A 25,717-nucleotide genomic window follows, 5' to 3' on the forward strand; every position below is an offset into this window, starting at 1 on the left:
AAGCCGCCAAACGCAGGATTCTGGCTCAGGAGGCGGGATCATGCAGGATGATGCACCGCCGCTGCTGAAAGAGGACGAGCTGGCACTGATCAGCGCCCTGCAGCTGCGGCCGCGGGCCTCGTGGACCGAGCTCGGGCGCGTCCTGGGCGTCGACCCGGTCACTGTCGCTCGCCGCTTCGGCCGCCTGTCCGACCAGGGCACGGCCTGGGTGGAGTTCTCCCCCGGCCCGCGCCTGTTCGAGCAGATCTGCGTGGCCTTCGTCGTGATCGACTGCGCTCCGGGAACCACCGCGCACGTCGCCCGGGCACTGAGCGCCCATGCCCACATGCTCACGATCGAGCGCGCGGCCACCAGCCACGACATCCTCGCCACCGTCGCCACCCGAGACCTGCTGGCCCTGTCCCGCTACACCCTCGACCTGCTTCCGCACCTCCCCGGTATCACCAGCGTGCGGGCCCGGATCGTCACCCCCATGTTCACCGAGGGCGGCCGGTGGCGCATCGCGGCCCTGGCCCCCGGCCAACGCGCCCGGCTGACCGGCCCGTCCCCGGCCCGAGCCGCAGTCGTTGCCCCGGGCGAGATCAGCTCCTTCGACCGCGCCCTCGTCACCCGGCTCGCCCACGACGGCCGCGCTTCCTACCAGACCCTGGCCAACGACCTCGGCGTCAGCCTCTCCACCGCCAAACGCCGCGTCGAACAGCTCACCCGCCGCGGCCTCCTGCGGTTCCGCTGCGACTTCGCCCGCGCCCTCGGCGGCTGGCCCGTCGCGGTCACCCTCTGGGCCAAGGTCCCGCCCACCGAACTCCCCGAGATCGGCCATGCCCTCGTCCGTCTACCGGAAACCCGCAACTGCGCCGCCGTCAGCGGACCCCACAACCTCGTTCTCCAGGCCAGCCTCCACTCCGTCAGTGACGTCCTGCGCCTGGAAAGCCAGCTCGCCGCCGCTCACCCGAGTCTCGACATCGTCGACCGCGTCATCACCCTGCGCCAGGACAAGCTGCTCGGGCGTCTCCTGGATCCTCACGGCCGCTCCGCCGGCATCGTCCCGCCCGACATCTGGGCTGATCCAGCGATTTGACCTGGCGTGTCGGTGACGTCGTGCAAGCCCCGGGGTTTCAATGACGTTCCACAGGCCCCGACGCTTCCCGGGCGGCGGATTCCTCTTCGTGGGACAGGCGGTATCCCACGGCGAGTCCCCAGGGGACCCCGAGGAGGAGGACGAGGGCGAGGCCGAGAACGAGTGGCGCCGGACGCACGGCACCGACGCCCACGCACGCGACGGCCACGACGACGCAGGTGCGGGACAGCGGTCGGTAGAGTCCGCGGTCCGGGCGCCAGACGCGCAGGGTCGTCGCGAGCGCCATCGTCGTGCAGAGCACGACGGCCGTGCCCCCGCAGAGAGCCCAGGCCGTGGCGGCGGGGGTCCGGCCGTCGTGGGCGTGCTCGACGAGACCGACCATCGCGGCGCCCATGGCCGCCACCGCGGCCGTGAGCGGCAGGTGCACCAGCATCCACTGCACGGTGCTCGCGCGTGTGGGTCTCGGACGCCGGTGTCCGGCGAAGTCGAAGTACGTCCACCAGGCACCGAAGCCGACGACGACGGCGACGAGCCCGACGGCGAGGGTGAGCGCGGTGGTCGGCTCGTGGGCCAGTCCGTCGACCACCCCGGTCACGGTCTCACCGAGCACGATGATGATGAGCAGCCCGAACCGCTCGGTGAGCGCGTCGGTCACGCTGAGCGCGACCGCCTGTACCGGGGTGGCCGTACCGACCATGACCGCGAATCCCGCCAGGTAGGCGACGCCCAGCAGCCCCCACGTCAGCACACGGGCGTCCGCGGGCAGGGCGGCGCTCGCGGCCAGGACGACCGCGCAGACCGCCGTCCCGGTCACGAACAGCGTGCTGGGACGGCGGAATTCGGGGCTGTCACCGCGTGCGGCGAGCAGCCACAGCACCGCCAGCACCGCGAACAGCACCCCCGCGTCCACGGCGAACGCGACTCCGCGTGCGCCGCCCGCCTCGGGGATGAACGCGCCCAGCGGCACGAGCACCAGGATCTGCAGCAGGAACACGCTCCGGCCGCGAGCATCGTCGTACCCGTGCAGTTCGTGATGCAGGCTGCCGTTGAACCAGGCGATCCACACCAGCGCGAACACCGCGGCGAACTCTCCCAGCCCGTGCCAGGTCAGATGCCCGGCCAAGTGGTGGGCAGCCTGGGCGACCAGCACGACCACGACCAGGTCGTAGAACAGTTCGAGCGGGCCGACCACCCGCTCTCGCGGCTGCTCGCCATGGGCGCGCGGGGGATGCCACAGCTGCCGACGCAGCCGGGCCCACCATTCGTGTCGCGATGTCATGTCCGCAGCGTAGAACCCCACCGGCAGCGTAGAGCCCTATCGGGCGAGAGCCTCGGACACGTTCCACAGCCGGTCCGCGTTCTCCCGGTCCAGGGCGTACGGCGCGACGCCGGCGATGGCACCGGCTCGCTCGGTGACCGGCTCGGCCTGGGCACAGTCCTCGAAATAGCGCCCGGTGATGCCCTCCACCGTGGGCGAGGCGGCCAACAGCACCGAGGTCGCGGCACCCTGCTCGACGGTCTTCTGGGGCGGCAGTGCGAGTCCGGTCGTCTCGATGAAGCCGGCCAGCTGCTCCGGGACCATGTGCCGGGCCAGCGACGTGTCGGCGATGTTGCCCGGCATGAGCGCGTTGGCGGTGATGCCGTCGTCGGCCCATCGCTCGGCGGCGCCGACGGCGAACAGGATGTTGGCGGTCTTCGACTGTCCGTAGGAGGTCCAGGGGTCGTAGGGGCGGAAGCGGTAGTCCAGGTCGTCGAAGACGACCGGTGAGAAGAGGTGGCCGATCGAACTCACCGAGACGACGCGTGCGCCGTCCGCCGCCGCGAGTGCCGAGTGGAGGCCGACAGCCAGGGCGAAGTGGCCCAGGTGGTTGACGGCGAACTGCATCTCCCGGCCGTCGGAGGTGCGGGTGAGTTCCGGAAAGGCCATCACTCCGGCGTTGCCGACCAGGATGTGCAACGGGCCGTGCCAGGCGGACACGAACGCCTCGACCGTGGACCGGTCGGCCAGGTCGAGCCGCCCCACCGTCAACTGACCGGACTTCGGCGGCAGTTCCGCCTCCAGGCGCGCCGCCACGCGGGCGCCCGCGTCGGTGTCGCGTACGGCCAGGGTGACGTCGGCGCCGGCCACGGCGAGCGCCCGGGCCGTCTCCACCCCGATTCCGGAACTGGCTCCGGTCACCACGGCCCGGCGGCCGTGCAGGTCGACGCCGTCGATGACCTCGGCGGCGGTGGTGCTTGCCCCGAAGGTGTGGGGCGTCTGGGGTACGGACATGAGGTGAGTCTCCTGACGTGAGAAGGTCGGGGGCACGGCGCCTGTGGCTCACTTGCCGATAGGGTTCGGCGCCTCGGCGATTGGGGGGCGGCCGCACCGGGTGCGTACCGGCAGCACCCGGGGCGACCTGGCGGGTCGGGTTACCGGGACGACGGCGAGCCGTCGACGGGAGTCCACATATGGGTGTCGCCCACCGACGTGACCCGGCCGAACACGTCGTCCGTGAAGTGCCCGGCCGCGATGACGGTGTCCGGCCGCTGGAGCACCTGGTCGCGCACCGCTCGGGCCTGGTCCGGAGCGATGTCGGAGGAGAACACCAGGTCGGGGTCGCCGACCTGAGCCGGGGAGTGAAGGATGTCTCCCACGATGCAGGCCGATTCGGTGCTGACCCCCGCGGGGTCCCGCACGACGATCGCCAGGTGTCCGGGAGTGTGCCCAGGCGTGGCCTCGACGGTCACCCCGGGCGCGATGGTCTCACCGCTCCCGACGAACTCGACGACGCTGGCGAGTGGCTTGAGCACCGCCTCGGCGTCCGGTCCGCCCATGGTCGCCGTCCTCGTCGACCAGTACTGCCACTCGTCTTCCGACATGAGATGGCGTGCCCCGGCGAAGGTGAGGCTCGTGGGCGAGTCCGTCGCGGGCCCGTTCGGAAGCGGCGCGACATCGCTGGTCCAGCCGACGTGGTCGAGGTGCAGATGGGTGTACACGACCGTGTCGATGTCGCCGGTGGACAGTCCTTCCGCGGCGAGGTTCCGCAGAAGTGAACCGCCCTTGAGCCGAGCGACTCCGGGCACGTCCACGTCGATCTCGCCCACAGCGAGGTCCACGAGGATGTTCCGGCCCCGGGCCCGGATCAGGAAGGATCCGAAGGAGAGGAGGAGCTGCCCCTCTTCGAGGTAGCCGGGGCGCGTCGTCCAGTCCACGCCGGGGAACAGCACGTCCGGGTTGTGCGCGCCGAACCCGTCGGGGAGATAGGTGATCGTCGTTTCCCCGATGGTGATCCGGGAGCGTGTGGCCGGCTGCGGCATGGGGGGCCTTTCGAGCTGGGGGTGGGGGGTGGGGGCTGTGAATGTGGATGTGGGGACGGGGTGTTCTGGCCCTACTACGGGATCTTGTGACGCGCCGGCCGGGTCTCAGCCGTTGAGCGTCCCCATCAGCTCGGGTGCGTAGCGGTCACCGGTGACTACGCCGTGCGGGGCGACCGCCTCGATGGCGGCGATGTCGTCAGCGGTCAGGGTCACCTCGGTCGCGGCGACGTTCTCCTCGAGGTAACGGCGGCGCTTGGTGCCAGGGATGGCGACCGCGCCTTGGTGCAGGACCCAGGCGAGCGCCAGCTGGGAGGGCGTGACCTCCTTGGCGGAGGCGATGCGGCGCACCTCGCGGACGACGTCGAGGTTGCGGTCGAAGTTCTCACCCTGGAACCGGGGGTCGGTTCGCCGCCAGTCGTCCTCGGCGAAGTCGTCGGGACTGGAGATCGCGCCCGACAGGAAGCCGCGCCCCAACGGAGAGTAGGCGACCAGTCCGATCCCCAGCTCCTGCAGCGTGTCGCGCACCCCGTCCTGTTCGATGCCGCGCTCGAAGAGCGAGTACTCGGTCTGGACGGCGGTGAGCGGGTGGACGGCGTGGGCACGCCGGATGGTCCCCGCGGAGGCCTCACACAGGCCGATGTGGCGGACCTTGCCCTCGGCGACCAGTTCGGCCAGGGCGCCGACGGTTTCCTCGATCGGGACCTCGGGGTCGATACGGTGCAGGTAGTACAGGTCGACGTGGTCGGTGCCCAGGTGCCGCAGCGAGCGTTCGAGAGCCTGGCGGACGTACTCCGGCCGGCCGTTGAGACCGAGTATCCGGCCGTCGTCGGCGATCTCGACGCCGGTCTTGGTGGCCAGCACGGCGCCTTCGCGACGCCCGGCGAGCGCCTTGCCGAGAAGCTGCTCATTGATGAAGGGGCCGTAGCTCTCGGCGGTGTCCAGCAGGGTGACTCCGAGCTCCAGCGCACGGTCGATGGTGGCCAGCGACTCGGCCTCGTCGGTGGCGCCGTAGAAGGCACTCATACCCATGCAGCCGAGGCCTTGTACGCCGACGGTCAGACCCTGGCTGCCCAGTGTGCGGTGTTCCATGAGGGTTCCTCGATTGGGATAACTAACTGGATAGATACATGACCGTAGACCCGTGAGGTGCCGATGTCAATAACTAGATAGTTACTTGCTAGGGTGGTCACATGTCACGGGACTCCAGCGCCACCAAGGCCCGGCTGCTCGACGCCGCCTTCACCGAATTCGCCGCCTACGGCATCGCCGGTGCCCGCGTGGACCGGATCGCCGAGACCGCGGGGGTGAACAAGCGGCTGATCTACGTCTACTTCGGCAACAAGGAGCAGTTGTTCGACGAGGTGCTGCAACGCGCACTGACGGCGGGCGCTGAGTCCGTGCCGTTCGACGTCGAGAACCTGCCCGGATACGCCGGCGCGATCTTCGACCACCTGGTCGCCCGACCGGACCTGATGCGCCTACGACTTTGGAAACTGCTGGAGCGCCCGTCCGCCAGCGGACCCGAGCCGGAGGCCTTCCGGCACAAAACCGCCGAAGTGGCCGACGCGCAGAGGCGGGGGGACATCGCCCCCGAGATGGAGCCTGGCGATCTCCTGACCATGGTTCTCGCGGTGGCCCAAGCGTGGTTCTGGGCCGCCGAGGGCGCCGATGTGGAGGAGGGCGCCCGGTCCTGGTCGCCACAGCAGCTGGCCCTGCACCGATCGGCGGTCGTCGAGGCCGCCCGCCGGATCAGCGAGCCGAAGACCACCGCCGAATAGCCCCTTCACGGACGTGTGCGGACATGTGCGGACGTGTACGCACAGCCCACGGCGGGTCCGTCCCGTCCAGGACGGGCAAGCAGGGTGGTGACCGCGCCATGGGTGCGGGGCTGCCGGCCACTGTCCGCTATTGCGCTCGAGTGTGCTCGCGCCGCGGTGTCGCTGCCGTCCCACTGATAGCGATCCGTGCCCGGCAGGCCCAGGAACTGCAGGACCCGTTCGACGAACTCGTCCCTCAGCTGTTCGAGTGTCTCCGGCACGTTGTAGTACGTGGGGATCATGGGGTACACGGTGTCTCCCGCCTCCGTGACAGCGACCATTGCGCAAGTGGATGAGGTTCAGCGGGGCTTCCCGCAGGCAGAGGACGAGTTTGCGCCGTTGCTTCAGCATCACGTCCGCCGCTCGCTCGACGAGGCTCTCTGTCTGGCCGTGAGCGGTGCGTCCGAGTACGCCGGCCGCACACGGCAAGATGATCATCGCGTCGCTCGGGTAGCTGCCGCTGGTCACCGCTCCGGACATGTCGGCCGGATCCAGGAAGCGTACTTTCGGTGACGTCACCCCCGAGGCCCGGACCACCGAGTCCGGATCTTCGCCGGTACGGAATTCGAAGGCCACCAGTTTGCGCCCGTTGGCCGAGACCAGAAGATTGACATGGCCGACCCGGTCGTCCCTCTGAAGTGCGGTGAGCAAGGCCTTGGCCACACCGGTGCCGCCCGCTCCCGTGACAGCAACGGTCACATTCTGCTGGGTCACGATGGGCCCTTCTTGATTCGACATCGGGCCGGCAACGGCACCGTTTCGCGCCGAACAAGCGATGTTTCGCACGTGATGAAACGACGCCTGCGATGGAGGACCGCTGCCCACTTCGGTCCGGCACGCACGCTGATCGGCACCTCGCTGAGTGATCGTCAAATCCCTGGTCACTCGACCAGCGCTTCCCGTCATTCCTCATTCACCCGGGCGGCGTCCAGCGGCGTGTTCCCGAACCGCACCGGTACACGCCAAGGCCGGATGCCGCCCAGGCGATGCGGAAGAGCCGGTGTCGTCTGCCGCCTTGGACTCGGCGGCCAGGACCCTGGCGCGCACGGCCGCCGGGAAGACACCGTCGAACGTGGCGGGCGGAACGCGTCCGCTTCCCACCGCCGGAAGCAGGGCATCATGCACGACGACGGCTCCCCAGCCGTTGTCTGACTCCTGACGGGCAGGAACGAGCGGCCCTGGGCCGCCGGCAGGCACAGGAAACGAGCCGTTGGATCGAAGAACTGCTCGGGCCCGAGCGACTTGAGACACTGACACTTCTGCTCAAGGAACTCGGAGACGCGGGCCGCGACCAGTAGGCCAGGCAGTCGGTGTCCGGCCCGGTCGACCTGAGCCGACCTGTTGACGGGCATGCGGACGGCCGGGGCTCAGCGGCCCCTTGCTCTGGCGGTCGCGTGCGCTCCTGCCGGGTGCGGGCCATCGGCGCGGAACACCGGGACGAGGCGCATACAGCGTGCGCGACCCGGCGCGCTCAGCGTACGGGTGAGTCGATGCGCTGCAGGATGCGTTCGGCGTCCTGGCCGAACCGGCGCAGGCGCTCGCCGGAGAGGTTGTCCACCACGAGGTGCCGGACGTAGGCCACGTGACCGGGCGCGGTCGACTCCAGCTTCCTCATGCCGTCGGGCAGGAGAATGGCGTTGGTGAAGCGCCCGTCGCTCGGGTCCGGTTCGCGTCGGACGTAGCCACGGCTTTCCAGTCGCTTCACCAGGTGCGACAGCCGGGACAGTGACGAGCTGGTGCGCTCGGCGAGCACACTCATACGCATGGTCCACTCGGGGGCCTCGGCCAGCATGGCCAGGGCCATGTATTCGACCATGCTCAGTTCCGCGTCGCGCTGGAGCTGAGCGTCGAGGGCCCAGGGGAGCCGGGTGACCAGACGTACCACCGACAGCCAGGAGTCCAGTTCGGCCGGCGCAAGCCACAAGTCGGCTTGCTCGTCGGCCTGCTGTGACTTATCGGGGGTGGTCATTTCGCGAGCGTATCAGCCAGGACGCAGCGGGCGGAGGCCCGGCTCGTCCGACGCCGGCAAGGGTCGCGACGCCGCAGAGGCGACGGATCGGGGCACCCAGGTCACTTGAACGCTCATGCACTCGGTGTGAACTTCTGGTCCTCGGGAGCGCACACCTGTCGGCGGCTCGGCACCGCGGCGTACTTCACCGCGGCCCCCTGTCAGAAGCCTCTGCGTACGCCGCCGTCGATCGGCAGCATCACTCCTGTCAGGTACGACGCAGCGGGCGAGAGCAGGAAAGCGGCGCTCCGGCCGAACTCGTCCGGGGTTCCGTAGCGGCGCAGGGGTACCCCGGCGGTCGCACGCTCGCGCGCCGCGTCGGCGTCGCCGGACCGCGCGTCGAGTTCGCGCACCCGGTCGGTTTCGATGTGGGCGGGCACCAGACCGACGACGCGGATGCCCCGGGGGCCCAGCTCGTTCGCGAGATTCTTCGCGTAACCGGCCAGGCCCGGGCGCAAGGCATTGGAGATCGCGAGGCCAGGAATCGGCTCGTACACGGAGCTGGAGAGGACGAAGCCGATGACGCCGCCCTCGCCCAGCTCCGCCGCGACGGCGCGGGACAGCCGGACCGCACCGAGGAAGACCGACTCGAAGGCGTCGCGCCACTGGTCGTCGCCGATGGTGTCCGACGTACCCGCCGGCGGTCCGCCGACGCTGATGAGTGCCCCGTCCAGCCTCTTGAAGGCATCACGTGCCGCGGCGATCAGCCGGTCCGGAGTCCCGGTGTCGGCGTTGTCGGCCACAACACCGGCCACCCGCCCAGGACCACCCCCGAGCTCCTCCTCGGTCGCGGCCACCGACCTCTCGTTGCGGCCGCTGACGACGACCCTCGCACCGCTCGCCACCAGTTCGCGCGCGGTGGCCCTGCCCAGCCCGCGGGTGCCACCGGTGACGATGTACACCCGGTCCTTCAGTCCCAGGTCCATGCCTGCTGTCCCCTTTCCGAGCGTGCCGGCCGCCGGCCTGGAGCAAGGCCTAGAGCATGGCTTTCTGGGGTTGTGTGGACACCACGATGACTGTGGTGGTGCCGGCGGTCAGAGCCGCCTTGAACTCCCGCTCCAGATCCTCGCTGGTCTCCACGTCGACCGCGCGGCACCCGAAGCCGCGGGCCACGGAGGCGATGTCGAGCCCGGGCAGGTCGAGTCCCGGAACGCCCGGAGTCTCCTCCAGCACCGCGAACGACTTCAGGATGGAGTACTCGTGATTACGCATGACCACATACACGATCGGGAGGCTGTGCTGGGCCGCCGTCCAGATCGCCTGCACGGAGTACTGGAACGAACCGTCGCCGATCAGACCGACCACCGGCCGCTCGACACCCCTGTCCCGGTCGCCCAGCGCGACACCCACCGCTGCCGGGGTGCCCCAGCCGATCCCTCCGCTGGCCGTGGCGAAGAACGATCCGGACCTGACCGTGGGAAGCCACTCGATCTGCTGCGCCATCGTGGAGGTCGACTCGTTCACGATGACCGCATCGGGCGGCCGCACCTTGCTCAGGGCGGCATACACCTCCGGCGGGGTGAGCGGGCTGCTCGCCGCCCGCGGCAGCTCACGGGCCCGCGTCATCGGCTCCGGAGCGGTGCGCTCCGATCCCTCGGCGACCATGTCCAGGAGCAGCTCGATCGCCATCGCCGGATCGCCCAGGAGGCTGTCACCGACCCGCGCCGCCGCGGCAGCCCCCGGATCGCCGGTGATCTGCAGGAGTTCCGTGTCTGCGGGCAGGTAGTCGCCGGGCACGTAGGGGTAGTAGCGGAACACCTCCGCGCCGATCACGACCACCAGGTCGTGCCCGGTCAGCCGGTCACTGATGGTCTTCACCGACATGCCGAGCGGGCCGCCGAAGAGGGGGTGGTCCTCCGGGAAGGAGGCACGGTCCAGCAGCGGGGCGCCGTAGACCGCCGCACGCAGCTTCTCCGCCAGGACGACGGCCGCGTCCCAGCCGCCGGCGCGGTCCACCTCCGGTCCGAAGACGAGCGCGGGACGACGGCTCGCGGAGATGCGATCGGCGAAGCCGCGCAGCCGCTCCGTATCAGGTGCGACCCGGTCACTCACCGTCCGCGCCCGGGCAGAACCGGACAGGGGGCGCTTCCAGTCGTCCATGGGAATCGACAGGTAGACCGGCCCCGCCGGCGGCTGCAACGCCTCCGCATAGGCCCGCATGAACGCCTCCGGGACGTCTTCGGCGCGGGCCGGCTCATAGGACCACTTCACCCATGGCTTCGGCAGTGTGATGGCCTCACGGTTGCCGAGATACGGCTCCCCGATCACCAGCTCCCGATGCTGCTGTCCCGAGGTGATGATCAGGGGCGTATTCCCGTGATAGGCCGCCACCAGGTTGCCCACCGCGTTTCCCAGCCCGGCCGAGGAGTGCACGTTGACCAGTGCCGGACGGCGGGTGACCTGGGCGAACGTGTCGGCCATCGCGATGACGGACGCCTCCTGCAACGCCAGGACGTAGGTGAAGTCCGCCGGGAAATCCTGCAGAAAGGGCTGCTCGGTGGAGCCGGGATTACCAAAGACCGTGGTGAGTTTCAGGGTCCGCAGCAGGTCGTAGGTCACGCTACGGACGGTGGATTTCGCAGTCATCGTTGCCACCGACTTTCGTGCTGAAGCTGGATGCCCGGTCAGCGGCCCTGTTCCAGTGGGGTGAGCGCTGCTCGGCAAGGGCTCGGCGCCACCCTTCCGATCCTCCTGGACAAACGCTTCTTCGTCGCGAGATGCGGTCCGTTCGGTGAGCATGCGGAGACGACGGTGGTCGCGTCGATCGGCCAGGGCGTCGGGCTGGTGTCGAACGGCCACACCATCGCCCGTGGCGACAGCGATGAGGTGGGCCTCCTGGCGAAGAGCCGTCGTGGGCAACAAGGCGGTGGCTCGTCGACCGATTCGGATTCGGCGCCGGCCGGGATTGCCGGGATCATGCCCGTGCGACCTGACTGCCTGACGCGCTGGAGCCGCGCGTGTGGCAGGCGCGGAGACTCGCCTGCAGACGCCGCTGCTGAAAACGAACGACGCCAGGCCGATCGCGCGACAGGGTCGCGGCAGTCTCCTGACACGGCTGAAGCATTCGGCCGTGACCAGGCGATTGGCCCCCGCGGGCCCGCCTTCCCGGGATAGGCGGGCCGGCGCCTCGCAAGGCGTCGACGCGGGGTAAACGGAACCTACGCCGCCGTCAGTCGAAACGGAAGCCCCTTTCCCTCTTGACCCTCAACATGCACACACGCACCCTGAACCCCACGCGCCGCAAGGGAGCACAGCATGAGTCGAGCCACTGAGACACACCGCGTCGTCGAGTACTGGACGGACAAGGACACCCACGTGATCTTTCCCGTCAGACGAAGCGAAGAAGTCGACCACATGAGCGACGCGCAGCTGATCTCCAGGTACGGCAACCCCGAAGACGGGGCAGTCACGCGCATCGTGCACTAGGTCAATGCGCTCAGGGCGGTGCACGGTCCGCCGGGTTCCACCGACCCGACCGTGTGGCAGAACCGCTCGGACCGGTCTTCGAGCCGGCGGTCATCGCACTGCTCAGGCTCGATGCCGCGCCGCTTGAGACGGCCTGCAGGCTGGGAGCCGGGTCGGTCAGGTCCCGCGCGACCGCCGGTCCCCCGCAAAACGCCGTGCGGCCGCGGAGCCGGGCGGGCAGGTACGGAATTGTTTGCGACCCTCACGCGCTGATGAAGCCAGAGAGTACGGGATGCCGGCCGTGTGTGAGCCGAGCAGCCCGGCTGACCGACGCGACAGACATCGAAGGGGCCGCAATGGCAGCGCAGACGCAGAGGGCCGTACTGGCGGGCGGATGTTTCTGGGGGATGCAGGACCTCATCCGACGGCTCCCGGGCGTGACGGCGACCCGGGTCGGATACAGCGGGGGTGACGTGCCGAACGCGACGTACCGTAACCACGGCACGCACGCGGAGGCCATCGAGATCCTCTTCGACCCCGAGAAGACCGACTTCCGCACGATCCTGGAGTTCTTCTTCCAGATCCACGACCCGAGCACCAAGAACCGTCAGGGCAACGACATCGGTCTCAGCTACCGCTCGGCGATCTACTACGTGGACGACGAGCAGAAGAGCATCGCCGAGGACACCATCGCGGACGTGGACGCCTCCGGCCTGTGGCCGGGCAAGGTCGTCACGGAGGTCGAGCCGGTCGGCCCCTTCTGGGAGGCCGAACCCGAGCACCAGGACTACCTGGAGCGCTACCCCGACGGCTACACCTGCCACTTCCCGCGCCCGGGATGGCGACTGCCCAGCCGCACGGAGGGCTGAGCCCGCGCGAGGCGCCGGCCCAGGGGCCGCGGAGGGCCGAGTGCCCGAGGCGGCCCCTGGGCGTGCACGTCCGCCTGGCCACCTTGGCGAAGGCGCGGAAGGAACGGGGCGGGGTCTCGGTCTCTCCTTATCAGCCCTGCTAACGGCCCGGACCCAACCGCTCTCCGCTTCAACTCTCCGCGGTCACCGTGCCATTCCTTGCTTGACAAAGCACATAGTTGCCCGGGCATACTCGACTGCGTTCGGTACAGCGGCTCACACGACGGAAGGTCCGCATGAACCTCGGCATCGCCATCGCGGATTTCACCCAGCCCGGGGGCCCGGCAGGCATCGCACGTCACGTGGGGCGCCTCGCCCGAACCACGGAAGAGTTCGGCTTCACACGCATCGCGGTCATGGATCACCTCTTCCAGATCGGGATCGTGGGCGCCCCCGAGCAGGAGATGCTGGAGGCGTACACCACGCTGGGCTACCTGGCAGCGTCCACCGAACGCGTGGAACTTCTCGCCCTGGTGACATCGGCCGGCTACCGCGCACCTGGATTGCTGGCCAAGATGATCACTACGCTCGACGTCCTTTCCGAGGGCCGCGCGGCCCTGGGCATCGGCGTCGGAGCCGGCTTCAACATCACCGAGGCGCGCGGACTCGGCCTGCCTTTTCCCCCGGTCGCGGAGCGATTCGAGCGGCTCGAGGAGACGCTGCGGATCTGCCTGCAGATGTGGAGCGACGACGAGAAGCCCTTCGACGGCCGGTACTACCGGCTCGAGCGCACCCTCAACTCCCCGAAAACGGTACGCCGACCCCACCCGCCGATCCTGATCGGCGGATCCGGTGAGCGGAAGACGCTGCGGCTCGTCGCGGAGTACGGGGACGCCTGCAACCTCTTCCACGGTCCGGACCTCCAGCACAAACTCGATGTGCTCCGCGGACATTGCGATCGCGTCGGGCGCAACTACGACGAGATCGAGAAGACGGTCCTGCTTCCGCTCGACCCCGGAGCACGAGGCGAGAACATCCCGGCTCTGCTCACGGAGTTGCGGAGACTGAAGCGCATCGGCATCGACCACGTCATCGGACCGGTCCGTGGAGCCGACCAGCACGCCGCGCTGCAATTGCTGGGCGAGCGCGTCGTACCGGAAGCCCTGCGCATATGACGCGGCACATCGCACAGCCGACGATCACGACCCGGCGAGAGTGGGCCGTCGTCGACGAGTCGGGGGCCGTCAAGGGCTGGCGGGTCTGCACGTGGTGGACGCCTCGATCATGCCTGAGGTCCCGTCGACCGTGACCACCGCGACCACCGCGACCACCGCGACCACCGCGACCACCGCGACCACCATCATGATCGTGGAACACATCGCCCGGCAGATGTACGGGAATTGACGGAAACCTGCGCCGACTTCTACGGACGAGCGGATGTGTCCGTGGAGTCGGCGTCGGCCGCCCACCAGGCGGGAGCGCACGCCACGGACGCGTCGACCATGTCGTCCTTGGTGACGGAGGGGTCGTCGAGCCATGCCCTGATGGCGCCGGCGAAGCCGTGTGCCATGAACTGCGCGATCACCCGACGGTTGGCATCGGGCAGCCCCGGGCGGTCACTGCGGGCCATGAACGCCAGGGCGTACTCACTGAAGTGGCGCACCAGAGCCTCGTACACCCCGCTGTCCGCCGGATCTTCGAGGGCGTGCCGGTACACCGCCATGTACCGCTCGACGTGGTCGGCGACCTCCTCCGTGGCCAGACGAAGCAGCTCCGGGGCCGAGTACCCGCCCTGTGCACGCCGCTCCTCCTCCCGGCGATGGCCTCGCTCCAGGTCTGCGTAGAGCACCTGGATGAGCAGGTCCAGCGGGGTGCTGTAGCGGTTGTAGAACGTCGCGCGGGTGACCCCGGCGCGGTCGGCCAGCTCGGCGACGGTGATCTGGGAGACGGGCCGCTGCGCGGCCAGGTCCACGATGGCCTGCTCGAAGGCGCGGGTCGTACGAGTGATGCGCGGATCGATCCGGTCGTTCAGTGTTCTGCCCTCTCTGTGTCCACCTGCCCACCTGCCCACGTTGCACTCTGCCACGCCCAATGCTTTTATACATCTGTCAAATAGCATGCTGAAAGGAACTCCGTGGCCTCCCACGCTTCAGCCTCACCCGAGGAAGCCGCTGACCGGCTGGCCATCCGCGAGCTGGTCGACGCCTACGCGCACTGCGCGGACCGGAGAGACGCCAAGGGCCAGATGGCCCTGTTCACCGAAGACACCCGTTTCCTGGTGTTCATGGACGCCACAGCGGCGGAGCCGACGCAGGAACTGCACGGCCGCGAGTCCCTGGCCCCGGTGTTCGACAACCTCAACACCTACCGGACCACCACACACTTCAACGGCCAGAGCACCGTCACCCTGGACGGGACCCGGGCGACGGGCGAGAGCTACTGCCTGGCCCACCATGTCTCGGTCGACGAGTCCGGGCAGCGCACACTCATGATCGCGTCCATTCGGTATCTCGACGAATTCACCAAGCAGGATGGCGACTGGTACTTCGCCGAGCGCCGGCTGATGGTCGACTGGACCGAGACGCGCCCCTCCACACCCTGACGGCCTGGACCGACCCTGCGCCCAGTTCATCGGCGTCGGCGTCGGCGTCGGCGACGGCCAGACGCTGGGCCACCTCGTCGGCGAAGTCCCGCACGGCGGCGAGGGATGACTCGCCGACTCGCGGAAGGTCCCGGACACGATGGACGCGTCCGGGACCTTCCGCGTTCGGAATGATGGCGGTGGTTCTCAGTCGAGCGTCTCGACCACCGCGTCGAACTGCCTCACCAGCGCCGGCAGCGACCGACCGTCGAGGTGGTCGAAGACGCGCTTGCGGGCGCTCGCCAGGTGTACCGGATACGCGGCCTGAAGTCGTTTCAGACCGTCCGGGGTGAGGGTCGCGACGTTCCCCCGGGCGTCCCCCTCGTAGCGCCGTTTGACCACCTGGCCGCGGCTTTGCAGCGCGTCCACGACGCGTGTGATGCGGCTCGCCGACAGGGCGGTCGCCGAGGCGAGATCCGACATGCGGAGCTCCTGGTTCTCGGCCTCGGAGAGGTTCATCAGCACGACGTACTCGGTGAGTGTCAGCCCCGTGGATCGCAGCAGATCGTCATCCAGCGAACGCGGCAGCGCGACGATGACGCGCATCAGGGCACGCCAGAAGCGTTCTTCCTGCGCGGTCAACGGATCATCGACGGTCATCCGGGCAGAGTAGCGTGCTCAAGCAAAGAACCTCAACCGCTGCGTCGCATGCCCGGGTCGCGACTCAGTTCGAGGTCGGGTGGAGCCGGTCGGCCACCGACTGCAACTGTGATGCGATCCGGCCGACGGTCGCGGGGTCGAACCGATCCATGACGTGTCTGCGCGCGCCGGCCAGGTGCGCCGGGTATGCGTCGCGCAGCCGCTGTCGACCGGCCTCCGTGATCACCGCCACACTCCCCCGCGCGTCCGTGCAGTGGCGCCTCTTGTCCACCAGGTCACGGGACTGCAGCACCGTCACCACTCGCGTGATGCGGCTCGCGGACAGGGCGGTGGCCGCGGCCAGGTCCGTCATCCGCAGTTGATGATCGGGCGCCTCCGAGAGGTGCATCAGGACGGTGTACTCGGTGAGCGACAGACCAGTGCGGCGCAGCAGGTCCTCGTCCAGCATGCGGGGCAAGGCCACGAGCACCCTTTGCAGCGAGCGCCACAGGCACTCCTCCTCACCGCTCAGCGGTTCCAGTGCCGGCATTCTCCCGGGTTCCTGCATCTGCACGCCCCCGCCCTCCCTCCTGGCCACGATCACCGTCCGCATTCCTGGCGAACTACTTGCTTAACAAAGCACCGTACCAGTGATGATGCTTGCTTCGGCAAGTAAAGATCCGTCGGGGGGGTCGCCCCGTGCGACGACAAGTGAGAGGCCAGAAGGGGATGAGTGCTCAGTTGCCCCCGCCGGGACCTACCGGGTGGATCCCGCCCGCTCGTCCATCACCTTCACCACCCGGCACATGTTCGGCCTGGGCAAGGTGAACGGCACGTTCGACCTGGGTTCGGCGAGCATCACCATCACGGAACCGGTGACCGACTCGTCCGCTCACGCGGTCGTCGACGCGGACAGTTTCCGCACGGACGCACCCCGCCGCGACGAGCACGTGCGCTCCGAGGCGTTCCTCGACACGGCCAGGCACCCGGCCATCACGTTCGAGTCGACCCGTGTGGACCGCGGGGAGGCAGGCGTCTGGACCGTCGAAGGCCTGCTCACCGTACGCGGCCACCGGGCGCCCGTCCGTCTGACGGTCGACTCCCTGACCGTCGAGGACGGGTCGCTGCGCCTTGTGGCATCCTCCATAAATCCATGGAATATTGTAGAGGAGGGTGGAGGTGGTGACCACACGTCCCCTCCTCACTTGTCCCTGCCGGATCCTGGAGGACTGCCGTGGGCTTCGCCGACGACCACCTGATACCGCTGGTCGACCACGGGCTGGGCAACAGTGCCTACCTCGTCGACCTGGGCGACGGCCGCGCCCTGGCCGTCGACACCTGCCGCGACCTGCGCACCCTGAACGCCGCCGCCGAGCGGCGCGGTGTGCGGGTCGCGTTCGCCGCGGACACGCACCTGCACGCCGACTTCCTCTCCGGCGCCGTCCAGCTCGGCCACGACCACCGGGCCACCGTGCTGGCCTCCGCTGCCGGCCGCCGTACGTTCGAGCACCGGGGCCTGGTCGACGGGGACGAGGTGGACCTGGGCGGGCTGAGCCTGCGTGCCCTGGCCACCCCCGGGCACACCGACGAGCACCTGTCCTTCCTGCTGCTGGACGGTGACGTGGGGCTCGGGGTGTTCACCGGCGGCTCGCTGATCGTGGAATCCGCCGCCCGCACCGACCTGCTCGGCGCCGAGCGGACCGAGGAACTGGCCCGCGCCCAGTACCGCTCGCTGCGGCGCCTGGCCGCGCTGCCGGACGAGACCGCGGTGTGGCCGACCCACGGGGCGGGCTCCTTCTGCTCGGCCCCGCCGGGCACCGAACGCATCACCACCATCGGCGCGCAGAAGCAGGCCAACCCGCTGCTGTCCGCACCGGATGAGGATGCCTTCGTACGACAGCTGGTGGCGAGCCTGGGCTCCTACCCCGCCTACTTCGACCGCCTCGCCGAGGCCAACCGGCGCGGCCCCGCCGTCCTGACCGCCACTCCGCCGCTGCCCGCACTCGACACCGGGCAACTCGGCGCGCTGCTCGCCGACGGCGGCCATGTCGTCGACGTGCGCCCCGCCGCCCGGTACGCGGCCGGCCACATCCCCGGCTCGCTCTCCGTCCCGCTGCGGGACCAGTTCGCGACCTGGCTGGGTTGGCTGCTGCCCGACGACGCGCCCCTCGCGTTCGTCGCCGGCGAGCGCCAGGACCTGAGCGAGATCGTCTGGCAGGCATACAAGATCGGCTACGAGCGGCTGGCCGGACGCCTCGCCGGCGGCATGCCCGCCTGGCTCGCCGACGGCCGTCCGCAGACGACCACCGCGTTCGTCACCGCCGACCGGACACCGAGGGGCCCGTACGTCGACGTGCGACAGGCAGCGGAGTACACGGCCGGGCACGTCCCCGGCGCCGTCCACCTCGAACTCGGCACGCTCGTGGCACATGCCGGCTCCGTCCCCGACGGAGCGGTCGTGGCCTGCGGGCACGGCGAAAGGGCCATGACCGCCGCCAGCATCCTGGAACGCGCCGGCCGCACGAGGCTGACGGTGCTCGACGGCGGTCCCCCCGAGTACGCCGCCGCCCACGCCCAGCACCTCGCCGAAGGCGGAGGCCGGTGAGCACCACGACAAGCCCCGCCGCCAGATCCGTACAGCTCGGACTGCGTGAGAACTGGCTGCAGTTCACCCTGCTCGTCATCGTCAACATCTGTGTCGGCGGCCTGGTCGGCCTCGAGCGCACGACCGTTCCGCTGATCGGCGCCCACGTCTTCGGACTCGCCAGCGACCTGGCCGTCTTCTCCTTCATCATCGCCTTCGGCGTGACCAAGGCCGTGACCAACCTGGCCGCCGGGGCGCTGACCGCCCGCTTCCGGCGCAAGCAGCTCCTGGTGACGGGCTGGCTCATCGGCATCCCCGTGCCGTTCGCACTCGCCTGGGCGCCGTCGTGGGGGTGGATCGTCGCGGCCAATGTGCTGCTCGGCGTCAACCAGGGTCTGACCTGGTCGATGACCGTCAACATGAAGATCGACCTGGTCGGTCCCGCCCGCCGCGGGCTGGCCATGGGTCTGAACGAGGCCGCGGGATACGTCGCCGTCGGCGCCACCGCCCTGCTCACCGGCTGCCTCGCCACCGCGTACGGCCTGCGCCCCGTGCCCGAGCTCATCGGTGTCGTCTTCGTCGCCGCGGGCCTGGCGCTGACGCTCATCGTTCACGACACCGGCGCTCACGTCGCGCTGGAACTGGCCCAGCACCCCGAGCCGACCGTCGCCGAGCGGTCCGCCGGTCCGGCACAGACATTCGCTCGCACCTCGTGGCGCAACCGCTCCCTGCGCGGCGCCTGCCAGGCCGGTCTGGTCAACAACCTCAACGACGGCCTGACCTGGGGCGTCTTCCCACTGCTGTTCACCGACCATGGCCTCGGTCTGGCCTCCGTCGGCCTGATCAAGGGCCTGTACCCGCTGCTGTGGGGCATCGGGCAGATCCCCACCGGCCACCTCGCCGACCGCATCGGCCGCAAACCCCTCATCGTCGCCGGCATGCTCGTCCAGGCCGGGGGCTTCGTCCTCGCCCTGGCCCTGCTGGACACGCCACTGCTCGCGGGCATCCTGTCCGCCGTGGTGCTCGGCATCGGCACAGCCATGGTCTACCCTGCGCTGATCGCCGCGGTCTCCGACCACGCCCACCCCACTTGGCGGGCCAACGCGCTGGGCACGTACCGCTTCTGGCGCGACATCGGGTACGCCGCGGGAGCCCTGGTGGCCGGCATCCTCGCCGACACGTTCGGGCTGAACGCAACCGTCATCGCCGCTGCCGTCCTCACCGCCGGCTCCGGCCTCCTCGCCGCCCGCTGGATCACGGAACATCACGCCACCCGCTGACCGGAGTCCGGCGTCGGCCCGGTGTCAGACCTGGCCGGCCAGGCGCAGAAGGGTGGTCGCGAGGACGTTCACGCCGTACGTGCACGCTTCGGGTGTGGAGTACTCGCGGGGGTTGTGGCTGATGCCGTCGTACTCGCCACGCACGAAGATCATGGCGGTGGGGCAGAGCGCGGCGATCTCCTGAGCGTCGTGGCCGGCGCCGGAGAGCAGGGACATGTGCGACAGGCCGTGGTCGTCGGCGGCCTGGGCGATGACCTTCTGCACCTCCTCGTCGAAGGGGACGTGGGCGGTCCTGGCCATGCGCCGACTGGTCAGGGTCAGGCCCGGCCGACCGCTCTCCAGATCGCTCAGGAATGCGGCCAGGTCCTGCTCGGCGCGGGCCATGTGGGCGTCGTCGGGATTGCGCAGGTCGACGGTCATCTCCGCGCGGGCCGGGACGATGTTGGTCAGGTCCGGGTGGACGGTCAGGTGCCCGACGGTGGCGCGCAGGTCGCCGTACGCGCCGGAGTCCACCATGCTCCGAACGTGGACGACGATCTGGGCGGCGGCGAGCGCGGCGTCGGCGCGCAGGTGGGTGGGTGTGGTGCCGGCGTGGGCGGCGCGGCCGTTGATGGTGATCTCCTGCCAGGAGATGCTCTGCACGCCGGTGACTACTCCGACGGGGACATCGTTCTCGGCGAGGACGGGGCCCTGTTCGATGTGGCACTCGACGTAGGCGTGCGGCCGGTCGAGCCGTACGCGGGCGGGGCCGGCGAAGCCGGTGCGGACGAGTTCACCGCCGAGGGTGAGCCCGTCGCGGTCGGTCAGCCCATGGGCGTATGCGAGGGTCAGGCGCCCGGCGGCGACGGCGCTGCCCAGCATGTCGGTGCCGAAGCGGACCCCTTCCTCCTCGGTGAAGACGCCGACCTCGATGGGGTGGCGGGTGCTGATGCCGCGCTCCTTCAACGTCCGTACGACTTCGATGCCGCCCAGGACTCCGAGGCAGCCGTCGAAGGCGCCGGCGGTGGCGACGCTGTCGATGTGCGAACCGGTCAGGACGGGGGCCGCGGTGGGGTCGGTGCCTTCGCGACGGCCGTAGATGTTGCCCATCCGGTCGATGCGGACGGTCAGTCCGGCCTCTTCCATCCAGCCGATGACCCGGCGGCGCCCGGCGGCGTCGGCGTCGGTGAGGGCAAGGCGGTTGACGCCGCGCAGGCCGGTGCGGTCGTCGTCGTAGGCGCCGATCTCGGCGAGGTCCATCAGGGATCGCCACAGGCGGTCGCCGTTGACGGTGATCGTGTCAGGGGTGGGGCTCGTCATGTCCTGTCCCCCGCAGGTCGGATGGGGGTGTGATCGTTCGACGCAGCGGTCTTTCGGGTGCCGCCCGGTGAGAGGTCGGCGGTGGGGTGCGGGTTGGCGGCCGTGCCCTCGGTGCTCAGCAGGACGACCACCGAGGCCGGGCCGAGCCCCAGTGCCGTACGGCGTTCTTCGGCGCCCGCCCCGGTGAGCGCCGCGCGGGCACCGGCGAGGGCGGCAGCCCCGCAGGGGCCCGAGGGGACGCCGAGTGCCGCGAGGTCGTCGGCCGCGCGGGTGCTGCCGGCGTCGGTGACGGCGACCGCGGCGTCCAGCCCCTGTCGCAGGTAGGGCCAGGCGATGCTGGACGGGGTGCCGCAGTTCAGCCCGGCCATGGTCGTCTCGCCGGTGGTGACACTGACGGCTTCCCCGCAGGTGAGGCTCTGCAGGACACAGGCCGCGGCCTCCGGCTCGACCGACAGCAGGGCCGGAGCCGGGCCGCACGAGCGGCTGCGGTAGTGGGTCACGACGGCCTGTGCCAGCGAGCCCACACCCACCGGGACGGCGACCAGCCCTGGTGCCGCGGATCCGGCGGCGGCCAACTGCTCGTCGATCTCCGCGCAGAGGGTGGAGTAGCCCTCGACGATCCAGCCGGGGATCTTCTCGTAGCCGTGCCAGGCGGTGTCCTGGACCAGGAGCGTGTCCCCCGCGCCGGCTGCCTCGGCCGCCTGGCGCACGGCTTCGTCGTACGAGTCCGGAACCTGGGTGACCTCGGCCCCCTCGGAGGCTATGGCCGTCACGGCGGCCGGATGGACGCCGCGCGGGACGAAGATGTGCGCGCGCTGGCCGAGCAGGCGTGCCATCCGGGCCACGGCGCGGCCGTGGTTGCCGTCGGTGGCGCTGACCAGCGTGACGGTCCCCGCGCTCGGGGCGAGGGCCGTCCGCTCGGCCAGGGCGCGGTGCACCGCCCAGGACGCGCCCAGTGCCTTGAAGGCGGGCAGGCCCAGACGGGACGACTCGTCCTTGACGAAGACACGCCCGACCGCCAGCTCCGAGGCGAGGGTGGGGAGTTCGGTCAGGGGGGTGGGGGTGAACCCGGGCAGGGAGGCGTGGAAGTCCTGCACACCGGCGGGAATCGGCGGGCAGGTCCAGGACCGGGCGGCGGGCCGCGTGAACCACGGCAGAGCCCTCGTGGAAGGAGCGTTCTCTGGCACAACGTCAGCGTGCAGCCAGCCCTTGTCATCGGTCCAGCAAATGTTTTCCACCTATACTCATCGCTAAGACCGATGAATCAGGGTGAGAGGCGAAGAGAGCGATCCACCGATGTTTGACCTGCACCGACTGCGTCTGCTGCGCGAACTCAAGCATCGCGGCACCCTGGCGGCCGTCGCGGCCGCCCTGTCCTACAGCCCGTCGTCCGTCTCGCAGCAGCTCTCCCAGTTGGAGACGGAGGTCGGTGTCCCGCTGCTGGAGCCGGTAGGCCGGCGGGTACGGCTGACCGAGCAGGCCGAGATCCTGGTCGCGCACACCGAGGCGGTGCTCGAGCGGCTGGAGCGGGCCGAGGCGGACATAACCGCCTCCCTGACCGACCTGACCGGCACGCTGCGCATCGCCTCCTTCCAGACGGCCGCTCTGGCCCTGGTGCCGCCCGCGCTGAGCCTGCTGCGCGACCTCCACCCTGCCTTGCGGGTCCACGTGACACAGATGCGCCCGGAAGCGGCCCTGCCCGCCCTGCTAGCCCGCGACTTCGACCTGGTCGTCGCCGAGGAGTACCCGGGCAATCCCAACCCCCGGCCCGCGGGCGTCGAACAGGAAGACCTGCTCAACGACGTTCTCCGCCTCGCCCTGCCCGAACCGGCCGAGGAGAGGGGCGGGCCCACGGCGTCACTGCGGGCACTCGCCGACCATCCGTGGGCCATGGAGCCCGAGGGCACGGCCGCCCGCCACTGGGCCATGACCCTGTGCCGCAACGCCGGCTTCGAGCCCGACGTGCGGTTCGAGACCACCGACCTGCTCATCCAGCTCCGCCTCGTCGAAAGGGGCCACGCCGTGGCCCTGCTTCCCGACCTCGTGTGGAACGGACAACTCCCTACGGTCGCCCTGACCTCACTTCCCCGAGGCCAACGCACCCGTCGCGTCTTCAGCGCGGTGCGCCAGGGCCGCAGCGGGCACCCGGCCGTCGCGGCATGCCGGCACGCCCTCCAGCACGCGGCAGCACAACTGACAGCCCGAACCGGCAATTGACGGCATTTGAACCGACAGCCCGAACCGGTACCTGAACGAAGGCGGCGCGCAGCGCGGATCAGTGCCGCCGGCAGCGTGACTGTTCGGAAATTCCGACGGCTCATGCTCGGAAACCATCGCTGGACCAGCAGGATCGGGCTGGGGCAGGGTGCTCAACCGACGGATCCGCCGTCGAGACCACACCGCCCGCCCCCGCCGTGCCCCTCCTGGGCGCCTCCCACCGCGGAAGGCCCGTCATGCTGCCAGAAACCCCCGCAACCCCAGCGGCCCGCGGCCCCGAGGACGATCCCGTCTCTCTCCTGGCCCGGCTGACCGCCCTCGACTCCGTCAACCCCGACCTCGTACCCAACGGCGCAGGCGAGACCGTCATCGCCGACTTCTGCGACGCATGGCTGGCCGCCCGCGGTTTCGAGGTACACCGCCTGGAACAGCGCCCCGGACGCCCCTCGCTCGTGGCGATCGCCCGCGGCACCGGCGGCGGGCGATCGCTGATGCTCAACGGCCACCTCGACACCGTCAGCCTCGCCGACTACGACGGAGACCCCCTCGACCCGCGGATCCGCGACGGCAAGATGTTCGGCCGCGGCACCTTCGACATGAAGGGCGGCGTCGCGGCCATGATGGTCGCCGCCGCGCGTGCCACCGCGCAAGGGCCTCTGCGCGGCGACGTGATCGTCGCCTGCGTCGCCGACGAGGAGTACGGCAGCCATGGCACCGCGGAAGTGCTGGAGTCCTTCACCGCCGACGCGGCGATCGTCACCGAACCGAGCCATCTCCAACTCACCCTCGCCCACAAGGGCTTCGCCTGGTTCGATGTCGAGATCAGCGGTCGCGCCGCCCATGGTTCACGCCCCGAACTCGGCATCGACGCCATCGCCAAGGCCGGCCACTTCCTGGTCGCCCTGGAGGAACGGGGACAGCGCCTCGCGCAGGGACCGGCCCATCCTCTCCTGGGCACCGGCACCGTGCACGCCTCCGTCATCCGGGGAGGCGAGGAGGCCTCCACGTACCCGGCGCACTGCCGCATCACCCTCGAACGCCGCACCGTCCCGGGCGAGAGCGCCGACACCGTCGCACAGGAACTGACCGCCGTCCTCGATCACCTCGCCGCCACGGTCCCCGACTTCCGGTACCGCCTGAACCCCGGCCTGCACCGGGAGCCCTTCGAGGCCGACCCCCAGACCCCCATCGTGCGTACCCTGGCCCGCCACGCCGAAAAGGTGCTCGGGCACCCACCCGTGGTGCGCGCCGAGCCCTTCTGGACCGACTGCGCTCTCCTGGACCGCGCGGGCATTCCCTGCCTGCTCTTCGGCGTCGACGGCGCGGGCGCCCACGCGGCCACCGAGTACGCCGACCTCGCCTCGCTGGACCGCCTGACCGAGATCCTCACCGACACCATCACGGACTTCTGTTCCTGAGCCCGGCCGGGCCCTGCCGACGGCCTCCCCCTCGACAACGCCGCGCCCCTGCTGTGCGCGGGCATCACGACCGACTCACCGCCGCGGCACTGGGGTACGGGCCCCGGCAGGAAGGCCGCGGTCGTCGGTCTCGGCGGCCCGGGCCACCTCGCGGTCGAGATCGCCAAGGCGATGGGCCGCGGTCACCGTCCTCTCCCAGTCGCTCAAGAAGCAGGATGACGGCGTGCGTGTGGGCGCCGACCACTACTGCGCCACCAGCAACCCGACGGCCTTCGACAACCTCGCCGGAAGCCGCTGTCAGTGGCGAGTGGTTGACTCGGGGGCATGGACGACAAGCAGCTGCTGACGGCCGTGGCCGAGATTCTGTGGCCGGATCTCCGTGAGCTGACCTGCCGCGAACTCGGGCATCCGCCAGGTCATGTCTGTCTTCCCGTCTCCGATCGTGCCGACCTGAGCAACCTGGTCGATACGCTTTCCGGCTGGTACGGCGAGCCGCTCGCCGGTGCCGATCGGCTGCCGCCGCTGCCCTTGTCGGGGCAGGTCGACTGGAGGTACGCCTGGCCGTTCAGCAACCGGTGGGTCGCCTTCGGCCGGACCGGTCAGGGCAGGGATGCCCGTCCCGCCCTCCTCATCGCCCTGCGCGGCACGCCGGCCCCGGAGGAGTTGCCCGCAGAGACCTCATGGCTGGAAAGGCTCGTCGCCGTGACCGGCTGGACAGCTAGGACGCGGTTCGACGTCGACTGGGCGGCTGTCGAGGCCCGCCTGGGAACGCCTCTGCCGTGCGACTACAAGGCGCTCGTCGAAACGTTCGGCCACGGCATGTTCGACGGTTTCCACTGCGTGTTCATGCCGGACGAGCTGGTCAAAACCACCGAGTTGGCGGCGAGACTGGGCCAGGCGCACTGGGAGCCGCATCCACCGTTCCCGGCCCCGGGCGGGCTGGTGCCCTGGATGGGCAACGAACACGAGCAGTCGTTCCACTGGATCACCGAGGGCCCCGACCCCGACCGGTGGCCCGTCTACCTCAGCGGGGACGGACCCGAGGCAGGAGATCGGTTCGACTGCACGGCCACGGAGTACCTGTACCGTCACCTCACCGACCCGCAGCACCCGATCCGGATGCCGGTTGACTTCCGAGCGCACTGGTTCATGGACTGTTCCGCGAACATGGCGCTGGACGCCGCGATGCGATAGCGCACGCGGCGCCGTGTCCTCGGCCGAGCGGCGGCTCATTCGGCGTTCG

Annotated in this window: 26 protein-coding genes and 2 pseudogenes; 14 read left to right on the plus strand and 14 right to left on the minus strand. The window is 70.0% G+C overall.

What is annotated here, in order from left to right; genetic code table 11:
* Nucleotides 1-40 precede the first annotated feature (40 nt).
* Nucleotides 41-1,078: an Lrp/AsnC family transcriptional regulator gene (locus ACIPSA_RS31220; protein ID WP_402640318.1), complete on the plus strand. Its 1,038-nt coding sequence runs from the start codon at nt 41-43 to the stop codon at nt 1,076-1,078.
* A gap of 37 nt (nt 1,079-1,115) precedes the next feature.
* Here ACIPSA_RS31220 and ACIPSA_RS31225 read toward each other — a convergent pair whose 3' ends face one another.
* The 4 genes from ACIPSA_RS31225 to ACIPSA_RS31240 all read right to left on the minus strand — a co-directional run bounded on the left by ACIPSA_RS31225 (nt 1,116) and on the right by ACIPSA_RS31240 (nt 5,467).
* A complete protein-coding gene (locus ACIPSA_RS31225) occupies nt 1,116-2,357 on the minus strand; it encodes a low temperature requirement protein A (RefSeq protein WP_402640320.1) in 1,242 nt (413 codons plus the stop codon).
* A gap of 36 nt (nt 2,358-2,393) precedes the next feature.
* Complete coding sequence (locus ACIPSA_RS31230) at nt 2,394-3,350, minus strand: SDR family NAD(P)-dependent oxidoreductase (RefSeq protein WP_402640322.1); 957 nt, start codon at nt 3,348-3,350, stop codon at nt 2,394-2,396.
* A 140-nt stretch (nt 3,351-3,490) separates the two neighbouring features.
* Nucleotides 3,491-4,378 carry an MBL fold metallo-hydrolase gene (locus ACIPSA_RS31235; RefSeq protein WP_402640324.1) on the minus strand — a complete coding sequence of 296 codons (888 nt, stop codon included), beginning with the start codon at nt 4,376-4,378 and terminating at the stop codon, nt 3,491-3,493.
* A gap of 105 nt (nt 4,379-4,483) precedes the next feature.
* Nucleotides 4,484-5,467 (minus strand): aldo/keto reductase, encoded by a 984-nt coding sequence (locus ACIPSA_RS31240; RefSeq protein WP_402640326.1) that lies wholly within the window; start codon nt 5,465-5,467, stop codon nt 4,484-4,486.
* 101 nt (nt 5,468-5,568) lie between these two features.
* On the opposite strand from ACIPSA_RS31240, the gene ACIPSA_RS31245 reads away from it, so the two are divergent.
* Nucleotides 5,569-6,156, plus strand: coding sequence for a TetR family transcriptional regulator (locus ACIPSA_RS31245; RefSeq protein ID WP_402640327.1), 588 nt, complete (start codon nt 5,569-5,571; stop codon nt 6,154-6,156).
* Nucleotides 6,157-6,161: 5 nt separating this feature from the next.
* Here ACIPSA_RS31245 and ACIPSA_RS31250 read toward each other — a convergent pair whose 3' ends face one another.
* The 5 genes and pseudogenes from ACIPSA_RS31250 to mdlC form a co-directional block, all read right to left on the minus strand.
* Nucleotides 6,162-6,476 carry a hypothetical protein gene (locus tag ACIPSA_RS31250; protein ID WP_402640329.1) on the minus strand — a complete coding sequence of 105 codons (315 nt, stop codon included), beginning with the start codon at nt 6,474-6,476 and terminating at the stop codon, nt 6,162-6,164.
* Nucleotides 6,477-6,498: 22 nt separating this feature from the next.
* Nucleotides 6,499-7,101: pseudogene (locus tag ACIPSA_RS31255) on the minus strand (flavoprotein); the annotation flags it as partial.
* A 565-nt stretch (nt 7,102-7,666) separates the two neighbouring features.
* Complete coding sequence (locus tag ACIPSA_RS31260; RefSeq protein ID WP_402640331.1) at nt 7,667-8,164, minus strand: MarR family winged helix-turn-helix transcriptional regulator; 498 nt, start codon at nt 8,162-8,164, stop codon at nt 7,667-7,669.
* A 200-nt stretch (nt 8,165-8,364) separates the two neighbouring features.
* Entirely contained in the window at nt 8,365-9,129 is a 765-nt protein-coding gene (locus ACIPSA_RS31265) for an SDR family oxidoreductase (RefSeq protein ID WP_402640333.1), read from the minus strand.
* 49 nt (nt 9,130-9,178) lie between these two features.
* Nucleotides 9,179-10,762: a benzoylformate decarboxylase gene (mdlC, locus tag ACIPSA_RS31270; protein WP_402640334.1), complete on the minus strand. Its 1,584-nt coding sequence runs from the start codon at nt 10,760-10,762 to the stop codon at nt 9,179-9,181.
* Between the two features lie 87 nt (nt 10,763-10,849).
* Here mdlC and ACIPSA_RS31275 point away from each other — a divergent pair, with 87 nt between their 5' ends.
* The 4 genes from ACIPSA_RS31275 to ACIPSA_RS31290 all read left to right on the plus strand — a co-directional run bounded on the left by ACIPSA_RS31275 (nt 10,850) and on the right by ACIPSA_RS31290 (nt 13,631).
* Entirely contained in the window at nt 10,850-11,317 is a 468-nt protein-coding gene (locus ACIPSA_RS31275; protein WP_402640336.1) for a hypothetical protein, read from the plus strand.
* Nucleotides 11,318-11,458: 141 nt separating this feature from the next.
* A complete protein-coding gene (locus ACIPSA_RS31280) occupies nt 11,459-11,629 on the plus strand; it encodes a hypothetical protein (RefSeq protein ID WP_402640338.1) in 171 nt (56 codons plus the stop codon).
* Between the two features lie 335 nt (nt 11,630-11,964).
* A complete protein-coding gene (gene msrA, locus ACIPSA_RS31285) occupies nt 11,965-12,477 on the plus strand; it encodes a peptide-methionine (S)-S-oxide reductase MsrA (protein WP_402640340.1) in 513 nt (170 codons plus the stop codon).
* 275 nt (nt 12,478-12,752) lie between these two features.
* Nucleotides 12,753-13,631: an LLM class F420-dependent oxidoreductase gene (locus ACIPSA_RS31290; protein WP_402640343.1), complete on the plus strand. Its 879-nt coding sequence runs from the start codon at nt 12,753-12,755 to the stop codon at nt 13,629-13,631.
* A gap of 248 nt (nt 13,632-13,879) precedes the next feature.
* Here ACIPSA_RS31290 and ACIPSA_RS31295 read toward each other — a convergent pair whose 3' ends face one another.
* A complete protein-coding gene (locus tag ACIPSA_RS31295) occupies nt 13,880-14,542 on the minus strand; it encodes a TetR/AcrR family transcriptional regulator (RefSeq protein WP_402640346.1) in 663 nt (220 codons plus the stop codon).
* Between the two features lie 48 nt (nt 14,543-14,590).
* On the opposite strand from ACIPSA_RS31295, the gene ACIPSA_RS31300 reads away from it, so the two are divergent.
* Entirely contained in the window at nt 14,591-15,058 is a 468-nt protein-coding gene (locus tag ACIPSA_RS31300; protein WP_402640347.1) for a nuclear transport factor 2 family protein, read from the plus strand.
* 186 nt (nt 15,059-15,244) lie between these two features.
* Here ACIPSA_RS31300 and ACIPSA_RS31305 read toward each other — a convergent pair whose 3' ends face one another.
* Together ACIPSA_RS31305 and ACIPSA_RS31310 are read right to left on the minus strand one after the other, a co-directional pair.
* The gene (locus tag ACIPSA_RS31305; protein ID WP_402640350.1) at nt 15,245-15,697 is read right to left on the minus strand and encodes a MarR family winged helix-turn-helix transcriptional regulator; all 453 of its coding nucleotides are present in this window, start codon (nt 15,695-15,697) and stop codon (nt 15,245-15,247) included.
* A 64-nt stretch (nt 15,698-15,761) separates the two neighbouring features.
* Nucleotides 15,762-16,226 carry a MarR family winged helix-turn-helix transcriptional regulator gene (locus ACIPSA_RS31310; RefSeq protein ID WP_402640353.1) on the minus strand — a complete coding sequence of 155 codons (465 nt, stop codon included), beginning with the start codon at nt 16,224-16,226 and terminating at the stop codon, nt 15,762-15,764.
* A 214-nt stretch (nt 16,227-16,440) separates the two neighbouring features.
* Here ACIPSA_RS31310 and ACIPSA_RS31315 point away from each other — a divergent pair, with 214 nt between their 5' ends.
* Genes ACIPSA_RS31315 through ACIPSA_RS31325 form a run of 3 tightly spaced genes read left to right on the plus strand, consistent with a single transcriptional unit; the run spans nt 16,441 to nt 19,540 of the window.
* Nucleotides 16,441-16,935 (plus strand): YceI family protein, encoded by a 495-nt coding sequence (locus ACIPSA_RS31315; RefSeq protein WP_402640355.1) that lies wholly within the window; start codon nt 16,441-16,443, stop codon nt 16,933-16,935.
* Nucleotides 16,911-18,281: a rhodanese-like domain-containing protein gene (locus ACIPSA_RS31320; RefSeq protein ID WP_402640358.1), complete on the plus strand. Its 1,371-nt coding sequence runs from the start codon at nt 16,911-16,913 to the stop codon at nt 18,279-18,281. Before ACIPSA_RS31315 ends, ACIPSA_RS31320 begins: the two co-directional genes overlap by 25 nt.
* Entirely contained in the window at nt 18,278-19,540 is a 1,263-nt protein-coding gene (locus ACIPSA_RS31325; protein WP_402640360.1) for an MFS transporter, read from the plus strand. The genes ACIPSA_RS31320 and ACIPSA_RS31325 overlap by 4 nt, the downstream gene beginning before the upstream one ends.
* 24 nt (nt 19,541-19,564) lie before the next feature.
* Here the strand turns inward: ACIPSA_RS31325 and ACIPSA_RS31330 are convergent, their stop codons facing one another.
* Nucleotides 19,565-20,839 carry a Zn-dependent hydrolase gene (locus ACIPSA_RS31330; RefSeq protein WP_402640362.1) on the minus strand — a complete coding sequence of 425 codons (1,275 nt, stop codon included), beginning with the start codon at nt 20,837-20,839 and terminating at the stop codon, nt 19,565-19,567.
* A complete protein-coding gene (locus ACIPSA_RS31335; RefSeq protein ID WP_402640364.1) occupies nt 20,836-22,026 on the minus strand; it encodes a diaminopropionate ammonia-lyase in 1,191 nt (396 codons plus the stop codon). The genes ACIPSA_RS31330 and ACIPSA_RS31335 overlap by 4 nt, the downstream gene beginning before the upstream one ends.
* A 109-nt stretch (nt 22,027-22,135) precedes the next feature.
* Here ACIPSA_RS31335 and ACIPSA_RS31340 point away from each other — a divergent pair, with 109 nt between their 5' ends.
* The 4 genes and pseudogenes from ACIPSA_RS31340 (at nt 22,136) to ACIPSA_RS31355 (ending at nt 25,668) form a co-directional block, all read left to right on the plus strand.
* Nucleotides 22,136-23,056, plus strand: coding sequence for a LysR substrate-binding domain-containing protein (locus ACIPSA_RS31340; protein WP_402640367.1), 921 nt, complete (start codon nt 22,136-22,138; stop codon nt 23,054-23,056).
* A gap of 236 nt (nt 23,057-23,292) precedes the next feature.
* The gene (locus ACIPSA_RS31345) at nt 23,293-24,474 is read left to right on the plus strand and encodes an ArgE/DapE family deacylase (RefSeq protein ID WP_402640369.1); all 1,182 of its coding nucleotides are present in this window, start codon (nt 23,293-23,295) and stop codon (nt 24,472-24,474) included.
* A gap of 18 nt (nt 24,475-24,492) precedes the next feature.
* Nucleotides 24,493-24,766: pseudogene (locus ACIPSA_RS31350) on the plus strand (alcohol dehydrogenase); the annotation flags it as partial.
* A gap of 32 nt (nt 24,767-24,798) precedes the next feature.
* A complete protein-coding gene (locus tag ACIPSA_RS31355; RefSeq protein WP_402640370.1) occupies nt 24,799-25,668 on the plus strand; it encodes an SMI1/KNR4 family protein in 870 nt (289 codons plus the stop codon).
* Nucleotides 25,669-25,717: the final 49 nt, after the last annotated feature.

The organism is Streptomyces sp. NPDC086549 (assembly GCF_044746205.1).
Lineage (GTDB): Bacteria > Actinomycetota > Actinomycetes > Streptomycetales > Streptomycetaceae > Streptomyces.

What these genes read in the sequence shown, in the direction of transcription:
- ACIPSA_RS31305 (WP_402640350.1), bottom strand. Translation starts at nt 15,697, where the DNA reads ATGACCGTCGATGATCCGTTGACCGCGCAGGAAGAACGCTTCTGGCGT.
- ACIPSA_RS31260 (WP_402640331.1), bottom strand. Translation starts at nt 8,164, where the DNA reads ATGACCACCCCCGATAAGTCACAGCAGGCCGACGAGCAAGCCGACTTG.
- ACIPSA_RS31250 (WP_402640329.1), bottom strand. Translation starts at nt 6,476, where the DNA reads ATGGTCGCTGTCACGGAGGCGGGAGACACCGTGTACCCCATGATCCCC.
- ACIPSA_RS31355 (WP_402640370.1), top strand. Translation starts at nt 24,799, where the DNA reads ATGGACGACAAGCAGCTGCTGACGGCCGTGGCCGAGATTCTGTGGCCG.
- ACIPSA_RS31230 (WP_402640322.1), bottom strand. Translation starts at nt 3,350, where the DNA reads ATGTCCGTACCCCAGACGCCCCACACCTTCGGGGCAAGCACCACCGCC.
- ACIPSA_RS31345 (WP_402640369.1), top strand. Translation starts at nt 23,293, where the DNA reads ATGCTGCCAGAAACCCCCGCAACCCCAGCGGCCCGCGGCCCCGAGGAC.
- ACIPSA_RS31330 (WP_402640362.1), bottom strand. Translation starts at nt 20,839, where the DNA reads ATGACGAGCCCCACCCCTGACACGATCACCGTCAACGGCGACCGCCTG.
- ACIPSA_RS31225 (WP_402640320.1), bottom strand. Translation starts at nt 2,357, where the DNA reads ATGACATCGCGACACGAATGGTGGGCCCGGCTGCGTCGGCAGCTGTGG.
- msrA (WP_402640340.1), top strand. Translation starts at nt 11,965, where the DNA reads ATGGCAGCGCAGACGCAGAGGGCCGTACTGGCGGGCGGATGTTTCTGG.
- ACIPSA_RS31240 (WP_402640326.1), bottom strand. Translation starts at nt 5,467, where the DNA reads ATGGAACACCGCACACTGGGCAGCCAGGGTCTGACCGTCGGCGTACAA.
- ACIPSA_RS31340 (WP_402640367.1), top strand. Translation starts at nt 22,136, where the DNA reads ATGTTTGACCTGCACCGACTGCGTCTGCTGCGCGAACTCAAGCATCGC.
- ACIPSA_RS31280 (WP_402640338.1), top strand. Translation starts at nt 11,459, where the DNA reads ATGAGTCGAGCCACTGAGACACACCGCGTCGTCGAGTACTGGACGGAC.
- ACIPSA_RS31310 (WP_402640353.1), bottom strand. Translation starts at nt 16,226, where the DNA reads ATGCCGGCACTGGAACCGCTGAGCGGTGAGGAGGAGTGCCTGTGGCGC.
- ACIPSA_RS31235 (WP_402640324.1), bottom strand. Translation starts at nt 4,378, where the DNA reads ATGCCGCAGCCGGCCACACGCTCCCGGATCACCATCGGGGAAACGACG.
- ACIPSA_RS31290 (WP_402640343.1), top strand. Translation starts at nt 12,753, where the DNA reads ATGAACCTCGGCATCGCCATCGCGGATTTCACCCAGCCCGGGGGCCCG.
- ACIPSA_RS31265 (WP_402640333.1), bottom strand. Translation starts at nt 9,129, where the DNA reads ATGGACCTGGGACTGAAGGACCGGGTGTACATCGTCACCGGTGGCACC.
- ACIPSA_RS31245 (WP_402640327.1), top strand. Translation starts at nt 5,569, where the DNA reads ATGTCACGGGACTCCAGCGCCACCAAGGCCCGGCTGCTCGACGCCGCC.
- ACIPSA_RS31220 (WP_402640318.1), top strand. Translation starts at nt 41, where the DNA reads ATGCAGGATGATGCACCGCCGCTGCTGAAAGAGGACGAGCTGGCACTG.